This window comes from Paenibacillus phyllosphaerae (assembly GCF_014192105.1).
In the GTDB taxonomy this organism is placed as follows: Bacteria; Bacillota; Bacilli; order Paenibacillales; family Paenibacillaceae; genus Paenibacillus_Z; species Paenibacillus_Z phyllosphaerae.
In genome coordinates this window covers 84,893-98,710 of sequence record NZ_JACHXK010000013.1, presented here as the reverse complement: position 1 = coordinate 98,710, position 13,818 = coordinate 84,893, and the positions used below count along the sequence as shown (strand labels likewise).

At 59.5% G+C, this 13,818-nt stretch carries 11 protein-coding genes; 9 read left to right on the top strand and 2 right to left on the bottom strand.

The features are described 5' to 3' along the window. The first annotated feature begins 79 nt into the window (after window positions 1-79). Together FHS18_RS22965 and FHS18_RS22960 are read left to right on the top strand one after the other, a co-directional pair. The gene (locus FHS18_RS22965) at window positions 80-322 is read left to right on the top strand and encodes a hypothetical protein (RefSeq protein WP_183602717.1); all 243 of its coding nucleotides are present in this window, start codon (window positions 80-82) and stop codon (window positions 320-322) included. 52 nt (window positions 323-374) lie between these two features. Beyond that, window positions 375-749, top strand: coding sequence for a DUF6547 family protein (locus tag FHS18_RS22960; RefSeq protein ID WP_183602716.1), 375 nt, complete (start codon window positions 375-377; stop codon window positions 747-749). Between the two features lie 786 nt (window positions 750-1,535). On the opposite strand, the gene FHS18_RS22955 is transcribed toward FHS18_RS22960, so the two are convergent. Beyond that, a complete protein-coding gene (locus FHS18_RS22955) occupies window positions 1,536-2,852 on the bottom strand; it encodes a glutamate-1-semialdehyde 2,1-aminomutase (protein ID WP_183602715.1) in 1,317 nt (438 codons plus the stop codon). Window positions 2,853-3,016: 164 nt separating this feature from the next. Further along, on the bottom strand, window positions 3,017-4,099 hold the full coding sequence (locus tag FHS18_RS22950) for an LCP family protein (RefSeq protein WP_183602714.1): 1,083 nt from the start codon (window positions 4,097-4,099) through the stop codon (window positions 3,017-3,019). Window positions 4,100-4,299: 200 nt separating this feature from the next. On the opposite strand from FHS18_RS22950, the gene FHS18_RS22945 reads away from it, so the two are divergent. From FHS18_RS22945 to FHS18_RS22915, 7 genes are all read left to right on the top strand, one after another. After that, window positions 4,300-5,427 (top strand): ABC transporter ATP-binding protein, encoded by a 1,128-nt coding sequence (locus tag FHS18_RS22945; protein WP_183602713.1) that lies wholly within the window; start codon window positions 4,300-4,302, stop codon window positions 5,425-5,427. Further along, window positions 5,420-6,214 (top strand): ABC transporter permease, encoded by a 795-nt coding sequence (locus FHS18_RS22940; protein WP_183602712.1) that lies wholly within the window; start codon window positions 5,420-5,422, stop codon window positions 6,212-6,214. The genes FHS18_RS22945 and FHS18_RS22940 overlap by 8 nt, the downstream gene beginning before the upstream one ends. Window positions 6,215-6,221: 7 nt before the next feature. Then, on the top strand, window positions 6,222-7,013 hold the full coding sequence (locus tag FHS18_RS22935) for an ABC transporter permease (RefSeq protein WP_183602711.1): 792 nt from the start codon (window positions 6,222-6,224) through the stop codon (window positions 7,011-7,013). A 63-nt stretch (window positions 7,014-7,076) separates the two neighbouring features. After that, complete coding sequence (gene bcp / locus FHS18_RS22930; protein ID WP_183602710.1) at window positions 7,077-7,553, top strand: thioredoxin-dependent thiol peroxidase; 477 nt, start codon at window positions 7,077-7,079, stop codon at window positions 7,551-7,553. Window positions 7,554-7,761: 208 nt separating this feature from the next. Continuing rightward, a complete protein-coding gene (locus FHS18_RS22925) occupies window positions 7,762-8,796 on the top strand; it encodes an AAA family ATPase (protein ID WP_183602709.1) in 1,035 nt (344 codons plus the stop codon). Beyond that, the gene (locus tag FHS18_RS22920; RefSeq protein ID WP_183602708.1) at window positions 8,793-10,484 is read left to right on the top strand and encodes a DUF58 domain-containing protein; all 1,692 of its coding nucleotides are present in this window, start codon (window positions 8,793-8,795) and stop codon (window positions 10,482-10,484) included. Before FHS18_RS22925 ends, FHS18_RS22920 begins: the two co-directional genes overlap by 4 nt. Then, entirely contained in the window at window positions 10,471-13,578 is a 3,108-nt protein-coding gene (locus FHS18_RS22915; protein ID WP_183602707.1) for a DUF4129 domain-containing transglutaminase family protein, read from the top strand. Before FHS18_RS22920 ends, FHS18_RS22915 begins: the two co-directional genes overlap by 14 nt. The last annotated feature ends 240 nt before the right edge of the window (window positions 13,579-13,818 follow it).

Genomic DNA, 13,818 nt, shown 5'->3' with positions numbered 1-13,818 from the left:
TGAATCTTTAACATGAAAAACCTGTCCTGCGGACAGGTTTTTTGTACGCTTAGAGGTTGGACGAATGGGAGAAATACGGATGAAGAAGGTTGTAACGATTCTGGGCGGCCTGATAGTCTCGGCGATGGCGCCGCTCTTGTTTATGCTGTGGGTCAATCACGACACAACGACGTACGTGATTCATGAAGACGGGTCAGGTAGTGCAACGACCATGTGGGTCAGCTTTACGCTAACGTCGTATTTGGTGACCGTGATTGGTTTATTTGCGCTGTATATGGCGGTATGGGGTTTGGTTGTGTGGTGGAGGAAGAAGCGGGGATAAGTAGGTAGAATAAGACCGAGGGTGGTCGACACGAAACAAAGGAGAAATCTGCATGGACCAACAAAGTGTAGAACTATACAAAACGTTCATCGACGACCTAGTCCGGTTACGTCCATGCGTAGATACAAGCCGGATCAATGGGGACGGTTGGCCGAAGAACGGTGACCCAGAGAACGAGAAGTTCAACAAGATCTTGAGTGAACTAACGCCTGAGCAAAAAGAAGTGTTTGCCATAATTACTCAATCTGCTCGAGATGGGGGGATCCATGACGTGCTTGTGTATCTAGGTGACGAAATTAATCTAGAAGGTCTCCAAATCGTGAAGAATGGCGTTAAGATGGCAAAGGAACCCTTAGGCTCAGACATGCATTTCGATTGGGTTTGCCGTAGCGAAGGCGACCCTTGGCCAAACGACAACAATGAATAATCTAGATATTTACCTCCTAAAAAACGAGGCCGTCAAATTCCTTAACGGCCTCGTTTTATTAATTTCATGAATAAAAGCTTTGTCGACGAAGTCGACAAGAGCGAGAGTCAACTATCCGCTGTGCTCCGTCAACTAGCCCGACTTGCTTCCTCCCGAGGCATCAAAGTCGCGAACGAAGCTCGAACCCGGAGCTTTGTCCTGCTTCGATCGCAAGCTCATCTGTGAAGGGACAAAAGCGGGCTAAACGAGAAAGGACACATCGAAGACGGACGCGTACCGAGTCACGCCAATTCCCGGTGTCCTCAGAGTTTTCCAAGGGAAAACTCACATCGGAAGCATAAGCTGGACGGGGCCCTCTGGTTCTCCTCCGTTGGAGGGGGAAGGGGGAGGTAAAACCAAAAGCTTTGTCGACGAGGTCGACAAGAGCGAGAGTCAGCTATCCGCTGTGCTCCGTCAACTAGCCCCACTTGCTTTCTCCCCGAGGCATCAAAGCCGCGAACGAAGCTCGAACCCAGAGCTTTGTCCTGCTTCGATGGCAAGCTCATCCGTGCAAGGGACAAAAGCGGGCTAATCGAGAAAGGACACATCGAAGACGGCCGCATACCGAGTCACGCCAATTCCCGGTGTCCAGAGGGACGGGGCCCTCTGGTTCTCCTCCGTTGGAGGGGGAAGGGGGAGGCAGCAAAAACGGTTTACAGAGGGCGTTAGCCCTAAAATCCCTCCGCGAAGCGGAGCACAAGGCGGGTCTAAGGGCAGCGGCCCTAAACTCCCCTAAGGGGGTGGGGGTTATCTTGCCATTGCTTTGAAAGCAATCTCCGCCGCTTCAATCGTCTCCGCAATATCCGCTTCCGTATGCGCCGTCGTCAGGAACCATGCTTCATACTTAGATGGCGCCAGGCAGATGCCTTGCTCGAGCATGAGTCGGAAGAAGCGGGCGAATTGCTCGCCGTCCGTATCTTGCGCTTCATCGTAGTTGGTGACCGGATGCGAGCAGAAGTGGGTCGAGAACGAGCCGCGGATGCGGTTCACCGTCAGCGGCACGCCGTGGCGGTCAGCCGATTCCTTGATCGCCCCTGCTAAGGTTGCGGCCAGCGCATCCATTGTCTCATATACGCCCGGTTGTTCGAGCACCTCGAGGCAAGCGATGCCCGAGGAGATGGAGATCGGATTGCCCGCCATCGTGCCGGCCTGATAAGCCGGTCCGAGCGGAGCGACTTGCTCCATGATTTCTTTGCGGCCGCCGTAGGCGCCGATCGGCAGACCGCCGCCGATGATTTTGCCCAGCGCCGTCAAGTCCGGCTCGATGGCAGCCTTGTCCGGGAACACGTCGTACGTCTGCGCCAAGCCATAGTGGAAACGGAAACCGGTGATGACTTCGTCGTAGATGACGAGCGCGCCGGCGTCGCGGGTCATCTTGCACAAGCCTTCGAGGAAGCCGGGAGCAGGCATAACCATGCCGAAGTTGCCGACGATCGGCTCGACCATGACGGCCGCGATTTCATCGCCCCAACGCTCGAGCGCCTGCTTCAAGCCGTCGAGGTCGTTGAACGGTACCGTGATGACTTCCTGCGCGATGCTCGGCGGGATGCCCGCGCTGTCCGGAATGCCGAGCGTGGACGGGCCGGAGCCTGCCGCGACGAGGACGAGATCGGAGTGGCCGTGGTAGCAGCCGGCGAACTTGATGATTTTGTTGCGGCCGGTGTAGGCGCGAGCGACGCGGATCGTCGTCATGACCGCTTCCGTGCCGGAGTTCACGAAGCGAACCTTGTCCAGCGAAGGAATGGCGGCCTTCAGTTTGCGGGCAAGAATAATCTCCAGCTCGGTCGGCGCCCCGTAGAGCGTGCCGTTCTCGGCAGCGCGGGTAATAGCGGATGTAATGTGCGGGTGAGCGTGCCCGGTGATGATCGGACCGTACGCACACAAATAATCGATGTAACGGTTATCGTCCACATCGTAGAAATACGCGCCTTGCGCGCGTTTCATGAAGACGGGCGCGCCGCCGCCGACCGCTTTGAACGAACGGGAGGGACTGTTGACGCCGCCGACAATATGTTCGAGCGCTTCGGTATAAAGCTGCTCGGAGCGGGTATGTATGAAAGACATGGAATAGCCTCCTTATAACTAACGTCCGGAATTGACGCTATTTGAACTTAATCAGTGTACCTCATTCCGGCCGCAAACGAAAAGTGCTGACGCAAACCCGCCCCAGGCGGTCATACTAAAAAGAGCGAACCTACGCGTCAGGGACGCCAGGTTCGCTCTCATTTTTACTCGCTTGTCGTAGATTCCGTATTCGTCGTTGTACCGTCCGTGCCCGTTGTGCCGTCGGTCTCGGTGACAGCCGGAGCATTGACGTCTTTTGCCAACTCATCTTGAACGAATTGGAGCAAGGCATCCTCGTCGCGTACGGAGAGGACGGAAGCGCCGCTCACTTTGCGGTCGCCGATCAGGTCCATCGGAGGGACTTGCGCTTGGCCGGCAATCGAAGTGCCAAGACCCAGCTGCGCGAGCTTGAACATATCGGATAATTCCAGGTTCGTCTTAATGTAAGGCGAGACGCTCTCAAGAACATCTTTCATCTTGAAAATCGTCCAGCCAGACTTCATCTTGTCGGCAACGGCGGACAGCAGCTTGCGCTGGCGCTCGGTACGGGTGAAATCGCTCATCGCGTCATGACGGAAGCGTACGTACATGAGTGCATGCTCGCCATCAAGATCTTGAACGCCTTTCTTCAGATGAATATCGTAGCGGTTGCCGTCGGCATTATCGACGTAGTTCATATTCTTCTCGACTTCGAAGTTCTGAATTCCGCCGATCGCATCGACCAGCGACTTGAATCCTTCGAAATCGGTATAGACATAATATTGAATATTGAGGCCGAGCAGGTCGCCGATCGTCTTCATCGCCAAGTTCGGGCCGCCCAGCGCCATTGCGGTATTGATACGACCTTCGCCATGGCCTTCAATCGGCACATACGTGTCACGCAGCACGGAGAAAATATGCGCCTTCTTCGTCACCGGATCGACGGAAGCAACGAGCATGGAGTCCGAACGTGCCTGGTCGTTCTCATCCAGTCCGCGGTTGTCGCCGCCCATGAGCAGAATGTTGACGCGTTCTGTGCCTTCCCATTCCTCGGGCTTAAGCGTCTCGTCTTCCTCGAATTGCTGCGTAGGGATTTTGCTGCCGTTATCGCTTAAACCATCAAGCCCTTCGACGACGCCGTAAGCTTGATAGCCGAAAAATCCAATAATGACCAATAGGATAAGACCGACGCTGTACCCAGCCCATTTCCATGGCTTGCGCTTCTTATTCGCCGCTTTCTTTGCTTTACGCTCTTCAACACGAGACATGTTGCTTTTACCACTCCAATCCTTCGATAAGTGTATCGGGAGCCGTGACATTTACGCATACTTAAATCTATTGTAGTATTACATATCATAAAATTATAGAATGCAACGACATTCGGAATCAAGTTTTATCTACTAGAAACGAATACGGTAGATATTTCCCAGGAAATGTCGAAACGTTAAGGAAGGAAGATCCAAGGAGCATGCTGGCAATCGATGTGCAAGATCTGCGCAAAGAATTTCAAGTGCAGAAGAACCGTGAAGGGCTCGGCGGCGCGCTGAAAGATCTGTTCAAGCGGGAATACAATCAGGTCCGAGCGGTCAAAGACATTTCATTCCAAATCCCTCAAGGGGAGATATGCGGCTATATCGGCGAGAATGGCGCCGGCAAGTCGACGACGATCAAGATGCTCACCGGCATCTTGGTGCCGACATCCGGCAAGATCCACGTCAACGGCTTCGTCCCCCATAAAGAAAGAGAAAAATTCGTGCGCGGCATCGGCGTCGTCTTCGGCCAACGCAGCCAGTTATGGTGGGACATCGGCGTGATCGAGTCGTTCAATCTGCTGCGCAAAGTGTATCGCGTGCCGGAGAGCGACTATCGCAAGCGTCTCGATGAGCTGGTGGAACGGCTGCAGCTGTCCGAGCTGCTGAATCGTCCCGTGCGCAAGCTAAGCTTGGGGCAGCGGATGCGGTGCGAGCTGGTGGCTTCGCTGCTGCACAACCCGTCGATTCTATTCCTCGACGAGCCGACGATCGGACTCGATATCGTCGTGAAGACCGAGATCCGCGACTTCCTGAAGCAAATGAACCGGGAGCACGGCACGACGATTCTGCTCACGACGCATGACCTGCAGGATATCGAAGCGCTCTGTTCGCGCGTCATTATGCTGGATGACGGACGCATCATCTATGACGGCGGGCTTGAAGAGCTCAAGTCGCGCTGGAGCAAAGGCCGCGAGATCCACTTCCAATTCGGCGAGCAGCCGGATCTGGCGCAGCTGCACAAGCGTACGGAAGGGCTGGAGGGCGTCGCTTGGTCGGTCGACAACGAGTTGACCGCGACGATGTGGCTCCCGCACGCCGTCAATGTCTCCGACGCGCTGTCCCGCGTAGTCGGCGGCGGCTCGGACATTCGCGACATCAAGATCGTCGAGACGAATACGGACGAGATCGTCCGCGAAATTTACCAGTCCGGTTCGGCTTCGAAGGAAGCGACGGAGAAGCTGGCAGCCCCGGATGCGTCAGGCTCAGTAACTGAAGGCGCGGCAGAGCAAGCGCAAGAAGCAGAGCAGGCGGCGGGCGAGAAGGAGCCGGTGAAGCATGGGTAGCGCGTATCTCGACCTCATTCGGATCCGGTTCATCATGATGCTGGCGTACCGGGTGAACTATTACAGCGGCATTCTGATCTATGCGCTCAACATCGGGGCTTATTATTTTCTGTGGCAGGCGATCTACAACGATCAGACGACGCTGGGCGGATTCACGCTCGCGCAGATGACGACGTACGTGGCGGTCTCCTGGATGGCGCGCGCGTTTTATTTCAACAACCTGGACCGGGAAATTGCCAATGAAATTCGCGACGGCAGCGTGGCGATCCAATTCATCCGGCCTTATTCCTATCTCATGGTCAAAATGATGCAGGGCTTCGGCGAAGGGATCTTCCGCCTGCTGCTGTTCATGGTGCCGGGCATGATACTCGTTTGTCTCTTGTTCCCGGTGAAGCTGCCGACCGATCCGGGCGTGTGGGCGCTGTACCTCGTCATGCTGGTGTTCAGCTTCCTGATCAATTCCCAGATCAACATGCTCGCAGGACTGTTCGCCTTCTTCGTCGAGAATAATGAAGGGATGCTGCGCATGAAACGGGTGCTCGTCGACCTGTTCACTGGCGTGGTCGTGCCGATCTCGCTGTTCCCGGGTTGGCTTGCGGTCGTCATGAAATGGCTGCCGTTCCAAGCGATCACGTACCTGCCCAGCTCCGTCTTCACCGGGCGGACGGCCGGAAGCGAAGCGCTGCACGTCCTCGGCCTGCAGGTGCTGTGGTTCCTTGTGCTGATCATCCCGATCCTGTGGATCTGGCGTATGGCACGGACGCGCTTGTTCGTGCAAGGAGGTTAAGCGAGCGATGTTCTATGTGACCCTGCTATGGGAATATATGAAGAATTATGCGAAAACTAGACTCACCTACCGGGCAGATTTCTGGCTCGAAGTGATCTCGGACCTGATGTTCCAAGGACTCAACCTGATTTTCATCTTGATCGTCTTCCAGCACACGCCGACGCTCGGCGGGTGGTCGGAATCCGAGGTCGTGTTCGTCTACGGATTTTTCATGGTGCCGTACGGATTGTTCACGACGTTCTTCAATCTGTGGAATTTCTCGGAGCGCTATATCGTCAAAGGGGAGATGGACCGGGTGCTGACTCGTCCGGCCTACAACCTCTATCAGATTCTGCTCGAGAATATCGACCCGCCTTCCATGATTGGGTCGGTGGTCGGGCTGATCATTATGGGCATCAGCTGGTCGCAGCTCGGCCTGCCTTTCGAGATGCTGGACATCGTCATGCTGATCGTCTTCGTCATCGGGGCGGTGCTCATCTATGCGGGGCTGTACACGGCGCTCACGGCGATCTCGTTCTATTCGGACGCGCCGACGGGCATTCTGCCGCTCATGTACAACATTCAAGGCTACGGCCGTTATCCGATCAATATCTATAACAAGGCGATCCGGTTCCTGCTGACGTGGATCTTGCCGTTCGCGTTCGTCGGCGTCATACCGGCGTCGTATTTCCTTGACCGGAATGAGGACGGCCTGTCGACGCTCGCGCTGTATACACCGCTCGTCGGCGTTATCGTGCTGGCGATCGGGCTGACGATCTGGAACCGGGGCATTACGCGTTACCGCGGGGCAGGCTCCTAACAGCATTAGTTATTAATCGCGTTAGGCTTGCCAGCGGGCAAGAACGGAAGGAGAAGCAACATCATGGGAGTTAAGGCAAAAGCGGTTGTCGGCAAAAAAGCGCCGAACTTCACCCTGCCGACGACTGGCGGGCGCGAAGTGACGCTGAGTGATTATCTAGGCAAAAAGGTCGTCTTGTTCTTCTACCCGAAGGACCTGACGACGGCATGCACGCAGGAGGCGTGCGATTTTCGCGATGCGAGCGAGGACTTCAGCGGCTGCAATACCGTCGTCCTCGGCATCAGCATCGATACGGCGCAGACGCATGAGCGCTTCGCGGCCAAATACAATCTGCCGTTCGAGCTGCTCGCGGACACCGAGCATAAGGTGTGCGAGCTGTACGGCGTTTGGCAGCTGAAGAAGCTGTACGGGCGCGAATATATGGGCCTTGTCCGTTCGACGTTCTTGATCAACGAGAAGGGCAAACTCGTACAGGAGTGGCGCAATATCCGGGTGAAGGGCCATGTCGAAGAGGTCCTTCGCACGGCATGCGCGAACTGATTTTCATAGAGGTTACATAGGACCGTTCCTTCGGAAGCGGAGGCTGTGCTAGATTAGGCAGCCCTCGTTATACGCCAGGAGCGGTCTTTTTCGTATGCGACAGCCATCCCGCCTTGCATTCTGACGAATCTAGCAGGTGTAAATAGAGCCGAACTTGGCGAAACTGGTAGATATCAGGATGGATCATAGAAAGGGATGTGGGTTAAGTATGATACCGCAGCCGTGGAAGAAAGATACCGAGTCGTTCCAACTTAACGAAGATAGAGAGACCGATAACTGGCCGGAAGCCTCCGGGCAGCTGCTCCGGCTCATGATGAGCAGGGTGAACACCGTGCTGCTCGGCAAAAGCGACGTCGTCGCCAAAACGTTCGCCGCGCTGCTCGCCGGCGGCCATGTGCTGCTCGAGGATGTGCCGGGCGTCGGCAAGACGATGCTGGCCCGGGCGATCTCGCGCGTCATGGGCGGCGAATTCCGGCGCATTCAATTCACGGCGGATATGCTGCCGGCCGATGTCGTCGGCGGACTCGTGTGGGACGGCAAGCGGGGCGAGCTTGTGTTCCGCCAAGGGCCGCTCATGGCGAATATGGTGCTGGCCGACGAGATCAACCGGACGCCGCCGCGCACGCAATCGGCGCTGCTCGAGGCGATGGAGGAGCGCAGCATTACGGCAGACGGCGAGACGATGCGCCTGCCATCGCCATTCATGCTGCTGGCCACGCAGAATCCGTTGCGCGACGACGGCACGTATCCGCTGCCCGAGGCGCAGCTGGACCGTTTTCTGATGCGGCTGTCGATCGGCTATCCGGAGGCGGAGTACGAGATTCAAATGCTGGAGAATTCCCCGCCGCGCTTGGCGCCCGAACAACTGCGGCCGGTCATCATTCCGGAGGAATGGCTGCGCATGCAGCGGGACGCGCAGTCCGTGCACGTTCACCCGGCGCTGCTCGCTTATGCGGTGCATATTGCCGGTGCGACCAGGCGCGCCCCTGAGCTTGCGCTCGGCGCAAGTCCGCGCGCTTCGCGGGATTGGGTGCGCGCCGCGCAGGCGACCGCCTATATGGAGGGCAGAAGATTCGTACTGCCCGATGATCTGAAGCAGACGGCAGAAGCCGTGCTCGCGCATCGTTTTGTGCTGAAGGATGAAGTCCGCATGAACGGAGTCAGCGCGCAGTCCGTGCTTGGGAGAATTATCGGCGAAGTGCCGATTCCCGCGCCGAATCAGGAAAGCGGGCGCCGAAGATGAGCATGCCATCGGATCGCGAAACGGCTTTGGCGGGGAATGGGGCTGACGCGGAACGGAACGGGGCGGCCCATCATGTGTGGCAGACGGATGGACCTGTAGTATGGGAGCCGAATGGAAGTCCGGCGGGAACGGGCAAGCAGGCAAGAAAGGCGCGCAAGCGGGTGGGCGGCAAGCCGGACACGGGTGTGCCTATTCAGGAGCCGAAGCGAAGATCAGGACGAACGGAGATGAAAGCATCGGCTAGCGGGTCGCGTCAGCCGCTGGCCGCTCAGCCGGAAGCGCGTCCTCGCAGCCGACATGCGGCCAGATTGGCGCTGCTCGGCTTCATTGCGATTGCGGCGGCCGCCGTGCAGGCGCGCGGCGGTGCCGTGGAATGGCTGCTGCTCGGCGCATCGGCCGCCGCGGGCTGCCTTGTCTGGATCGTACCGTATCTGGCAGTCGGCCGGGTCGAGGCGCATCGCGAATTTGAAGAGACAGGTCTGTATGACGGGGGCACGCTGACGGTTAAGCTGTCGATTCGGACCAGCTTGCCGATGCCGTTCATGTGGGTGACGGTGAAGGAAACGCTTCGCGATCCGGGAGCCGAGCGCAGGCAGGAGCGGATCGAAGCCACGGCAGTTTATATACCGGGGTTGCGCAGATCTCATGCGATACGCTATTCCGTCCAAGGCGTGCATCGAGGCGAAATGGAATTTGGTCCGCTCACGGTTGTATGCGGGGATTGGCTCGGTATGACGGTCCGTTCGTTCCAGATCGCTTGCCCCGGGCGCGTAACCATCCTGCCGGATGCGCCGCGGGGGGAGAAAGTTAAGGCATTGCCTGGCGCGCTTGCTGCCATTCGGCAGACGGGCGCGCAAGCGGTTGCCGGCAACGATCTGACAGCCCTCCAGCCAGTCCGCGCCGTGCAGCTGCAGCCGGGCGCAAGCAGCGAGACGCGGGGCTACATCCCGGGCGATCCGCTGCGGCTTATTAGCTGGCGGGCGATGGCGCGAGGGCTAGGAATGCAGACGAGAATCGGCAGTCCGGAACCGCCCGGCGATATCGTGCTGCTGCTCGATGTATCGAGCCGAGCTTACGAAGGGGATGGGCGTCAGTTCGACGCGGCCGTAGGACGGACGGCGCTTGCGATGCGATACGGCGTACGGTCGGGGAGAGGCGTTACGCTGCTGGCAGGCGGCAGGAAGTACCGGCTGCGTGCCGGAGACGAAGCGGGACTCCGGCAAGCGGAGCATCAACTGGCCCGCCTCCGCACGGCTCGATCGAGCGAGCTGGAATGGGCCGGGACGGAGCTGTCGCGTCTGCCTCGGGGAGCGGACGTCATTTGCGTGACGGGGGAGACGGAAGCAGAAGTGCCGGCTGCCCTTCCCGGCTTGTCTGCGCGCGCACGGAGAACGGCAGCGGCCAAGCTCGAGAAGCGTGGCCCCAGGAAGCGTCCGGAAGGTCCGAAGGGCGACGAACGGGAACGAATAGCGCGGTTGGCCAGAATGGTACAGGCGCGCGGAGGTGTTTTTCACCTGTGGCTGGGGGTCAGTCGGGAGGGCGCGACAGCCGGGCAGCAGGAGGAGAAGTGGCAGCATGTGCTGCAAGGCAGCGGTTGTAAGCTGTCGCTCTTGATGCTGACGCCGCTGTACAGCGCCAAGCCTTCGGTACAGATCGAGGAAGGGAGTGAGGCAGATGGATACGCCTGAGCAACGGACGAGCGGACCGGGGGAAACAGTAGCGGCGATGCAGGATCAGGGCACAGACGCAGGGAATTCGGCTATGAATGACAAAGGCATGATGGGTGCGGACAAGGCGGCTAGTCCCCAGGTCGGAACGGCAAAGGCGGGGACTGTCCCGAATAAAGTCAAGGCCGCGAAAGGCGCAGACAAGGAAGGACTCAATTTCTTCGTACCCCGCGCTAGGCGGCTGCTGACCTCGCTGCTGTTGTTCGGCCTCATCGTCGAATGGCTGCTGCCGTTGCAGCAGCTGAGCGGGTATACGGAGCTGTACCGGATCGGACCGATCATCGCTGCGGTTGGGGGCTTTCTCGCTGTCGGCATGATCGTACCGCCTGTCGGGGTATCGCTCCTGCTCAGCAGTGTTATTACGCTGCTATCGGTCAGCCTGATCTACAGCGGAGATTCCGGCTCGCTCCTAGGTGCAGTCATCCGGATTGCGGAGGCGGTACGCAGCGATGCGCAAGGCATAGCGAGAGGCGTCCTCATGCTAAGCGGCGAGACTCGCACGCTGCTCCTCCTCGCGGGGCTCGGGATGATGGCTTCCGCCGTTCAGTCGCTCGTCTGGCTGCGGCAATGGGGGCTCGGCATTACGGGCTTGACGGTGCTCTATTTGCTCGTGCTGCATAGCTTCCTCGGAGTTGCTGTGTACGCCGGCGTATTACGGGCTATCGCCGAAGGACTGCTGCTGACAGGTCTGCTGCTCGCGCCCCGGCTGGAGCGCTTATTCGACGTTCCGCTCGCAGGCGGATCGGGCAGTTCAAGCGGGCAAGGCTCGGGTAGCGTCACAAGCACGCGCGGCGCTGCGGGTTGGTCGCTGACCTGGTGGATGGCAGCAGGCGGTATGACCGTGATGCTGCTGGCGGCCGGGCTAATCGCGGGGATTGGCAAGCCGTCCGCGAACGCGGCCGCGCCTTGGGCGACGGAGGCCGTCGCGTGGGTGCAGACGCATGTGACGCAGGAGTCGGTCACGACGGCGATCCGCGAACGCAGCCTGGCGGCAATTCGGGAACCTCAAGGACGATCTGCCGGGACATACAGCTGGGTCGGGTACGGGTTCGACGATACGGAGCTGGGCGCGCCGATCAAGACCAAGCAGTCATTGCTGTTCACGGTGAAGTCGGACGAACCGATCTACTTGCGGGGCGAAAGCAAGAGCCGTTACGACGGCCGCGGCTGGCTCCCCGAGATGCAGTCGCTGGAAGTGCTGGAGGTTGGCGATTCGCCTCCGATTACGGCTTCGGCGGAAGCGGCCGGTATTGGCGGTGGTGAGCCGTTGCTGGTGCAGGGGAGCGGGTTGGACGACGTGAACCGTGTGAACAGTGCAGGCGTTAACAGCGGTTCAATGGGCGACGTGAAGGATGCAGGCGTTTCAAACGATGAAAGTATTTTAATCGGTGAGAGTGGTACAAGCGGGGCCTCGGTTATCGGCGCAGGTTCGGCTGCAGCTGATTCCGTGATGGCATCGGCCGTCTACGGTAGCATGACTGCTGAGGATCGTGCTGTGTTCGTTGAGCAGCAGTTGTTAGCGGCTGGCAAAGCTGAGGCTGGCTCAGCGGGTCAAGCCGGATTGGCTCAGTCGCAGGCGGTTCAGGAGCAAGGCGAGCTGACGGAGACGTTAGCGCAAGCTACAGAGCAGGTGACGTTGACGCAGGAGCCACTGGAGCGTCAGGCGCGAACCGAATCGGCACAGGGATCCTCTGCCGTTGGCACGGCTGCCGGCCATATGCTCGAACATACGGTAACGGCGCTTCAGCCGCAGGCGGGCTGGCCGCTCTTGACCGCTGGCGCGGATGCAACGATTCTGTCCATGGCGGAGTATGGGACGGGCGAGTCGTTCGAGAGCTACCGGAAGGATCCTGCCTCCGGCTCGATTTATGCGCCGACGAATGCGGCTGTCGTGGATTCCTACACGGTGCTGACCCGGATGCCTGACGAAGATCCGGAATTGCTGCGGGAAGCGGGCAGGAACAGCGATCCGGAGGGGATCAAGCAAGCGTATACGGAGCTGCCGGACACGCTTCCCGAGCGGGTGAGGGAACTGGCGGATTACGCCGCCGAGGGCGGTCAAGGCGTGCGCTACGATACGGTCAAGGCGATCGAATCGTTCTTGAAGTCCAGCTACACGTATTCGCGGAGCAACTCGGCCGTACCTGCGGACGGCGCGGACTTCGTCGATGACTTTCTGTTCGAGCAAAAACAGGGCTATTGCGTCCATTTTGCAACCGCCATGGTCGTGATGCTGCGGGCAGAGGGCATTCCTGCCCGGTATGTGAAGGGCTTCGCCCAGGGCCAGCCGACGACCGGCAGCGGAGGCGAGCAGTTGTACACCGTGCGGGCGAGCGATGCGCACGCTTGGGTGGAGGTTTATTTTGACGGCGTCGGCTGGGTGCCGTTCGACCCGACGCCGGGCATTACGGTGGCGAGCTTGGCCGCCGCCGATGAGGGAAGCGGCGCGCTCGGCCAAGGCGAAGCCGCTGGCGGGGCGGGACGCGAGCTTGCCGCAGCTGCAGGGTCTGCTGCAGCTGCGGGCGAGGCTGCGCGCGCCCAGAGCTTGGCCGGGCGCGCAGCGATGTTGCAGGCGGCCGCGGTGCGGGCCGCCGAGTCCGCCGCGCGAGGGGGCATCGCCCTCGCGCACGGCGCCGCCGGCGCAGCCGCGGCCAGGCCATGGGCCGTGGCCGGGCTGGCCGCGGGCGCCATCGCCGCTGCCGCGTGGGCAGCGGCGGCGTGGCGCAGGCGCGAACGCGACGCGTTCGCGGGCGCGCTGCGGCAGTACGGCAGCGCGCTCAGCGCGGGCCGGCATCTCGCGGCCCGCGGCCAATTCCTGGCGCTCGCGGACCAAGTGTGGCGCGAGCTGCAGGAGCGCTTGGGACCGCGGCAAGCGGCGCGGACCACGCGCGAATACGCGGCGGCGCTGCAACTGCCGCCGGAAACCGCCGGGCTCGTCGCCGAGTTCGTCCGGCTCGACGAGCAGGCTCGCTACGGCGCCGCTTGGACGCAGCTCCCGGCAGCGGACGAGCTCGCCCGGCTGCTTGCGGCCTTGCGTACCATCGGCCGCAAATAATGCTTTGCTGCAGACGGTCTCCCGACTTAGAAACAGGGAGGCCGTCTTTTCTGCAGTTGCCAAGCCGACTCCAACGAGTTGACACCTCTATAGTGAACTACAGCGAGCAGTACTCCATAATCTACGCTCAATAGTTCGCTGCAGACTAACGGAGCAACGGCTGCCCGTCAAACGCAGAATAGTAGTAAATTTGCGACTAACGGAGCAACGACTGCCCGTCAAACGCAGAATAGTAGTAAA

Excerpts from the sequence above, each read along its gene's own strand:
- FHS18_RS22965 (WP_183602717.1), top strand. The coding sequence starts at position 80 with ATGAAGAAGGTTGTAACGATTCTGGGCGGCCTGATAGTCTCGGCGATG.
- FHS18_RS22960 (WP_183602716.1), top strand. The coding sequence starts at position 375 with ATGGACCAACAAAGTGTAGAACTATACAAAACGTTCATCGACGACCTA.
- FHS18_RS22955 (WP_183602715.1), bottom strand. The coding sequence starts at position 2,852 with ATGTCTTTCATACATACCCGCTCCGAGCAGCTTTATACCGAAGCGCTC.
- FHS18_RS22950 (WP_183602714.1), bottom strand. The coding sequence starts at position 4,099 with ATGTCTCGTGTTGAAGAGCGTAAAGCAAAGAAAGCGGCGAATAAGAAG.
- FHS18_RS22945 (WP_183602713.1), top strand. The coding sequence starts at position 4,300 with ATGCTGGCAATCGATGTGCAAGATCTGCGCAAAGAATTTCAAGTGCAG.
- FHS18_RS22940 (WP_183602712.1), top strand. The coding sequence starts at position 5,420 with ATGGGTAGCGCGTATCTCGACCTCATTCGGATCCGGTTCATCATGATG.
- FHS18_RS22935 (WP_183602711.1), top strand. The coding sequence starts at position 6,222 with ATGTTCTATGTGACCCTGCTATGGGAATATATGAAGAATTATGCGAAA.
- bcp (WP_183602710.1), top strand. The coding sequence starts at position 7,077 with ATGGGAGTTAAGGCAAAAGCGGTTGTCGGCAAAAAAGCGCCGAACTTC.
- FHS18_RS22925 (WP_183602709.1), top strand. The coding sequence starts at position 7,762 with ATGATACCGCAGCCGTGGAAGAAAGATACCGAGTCGTTCCAACTTAAC.
- FHS18_RS22920 (WP_183602708.1), top strand. The coding sequence starts at position 8,793 with ATGAGCATGCCATCGGATCGCGAAACGGCTTTGGCGGGGAATGGGGCT.
- FHS18_RS22915 (WP_183602707.1), top strand. The coding sequence starts at position 10,471 with ATGGATACGCCTGAGCAACGGACGAGCGGACCGGGGGAAACAGTAGCG.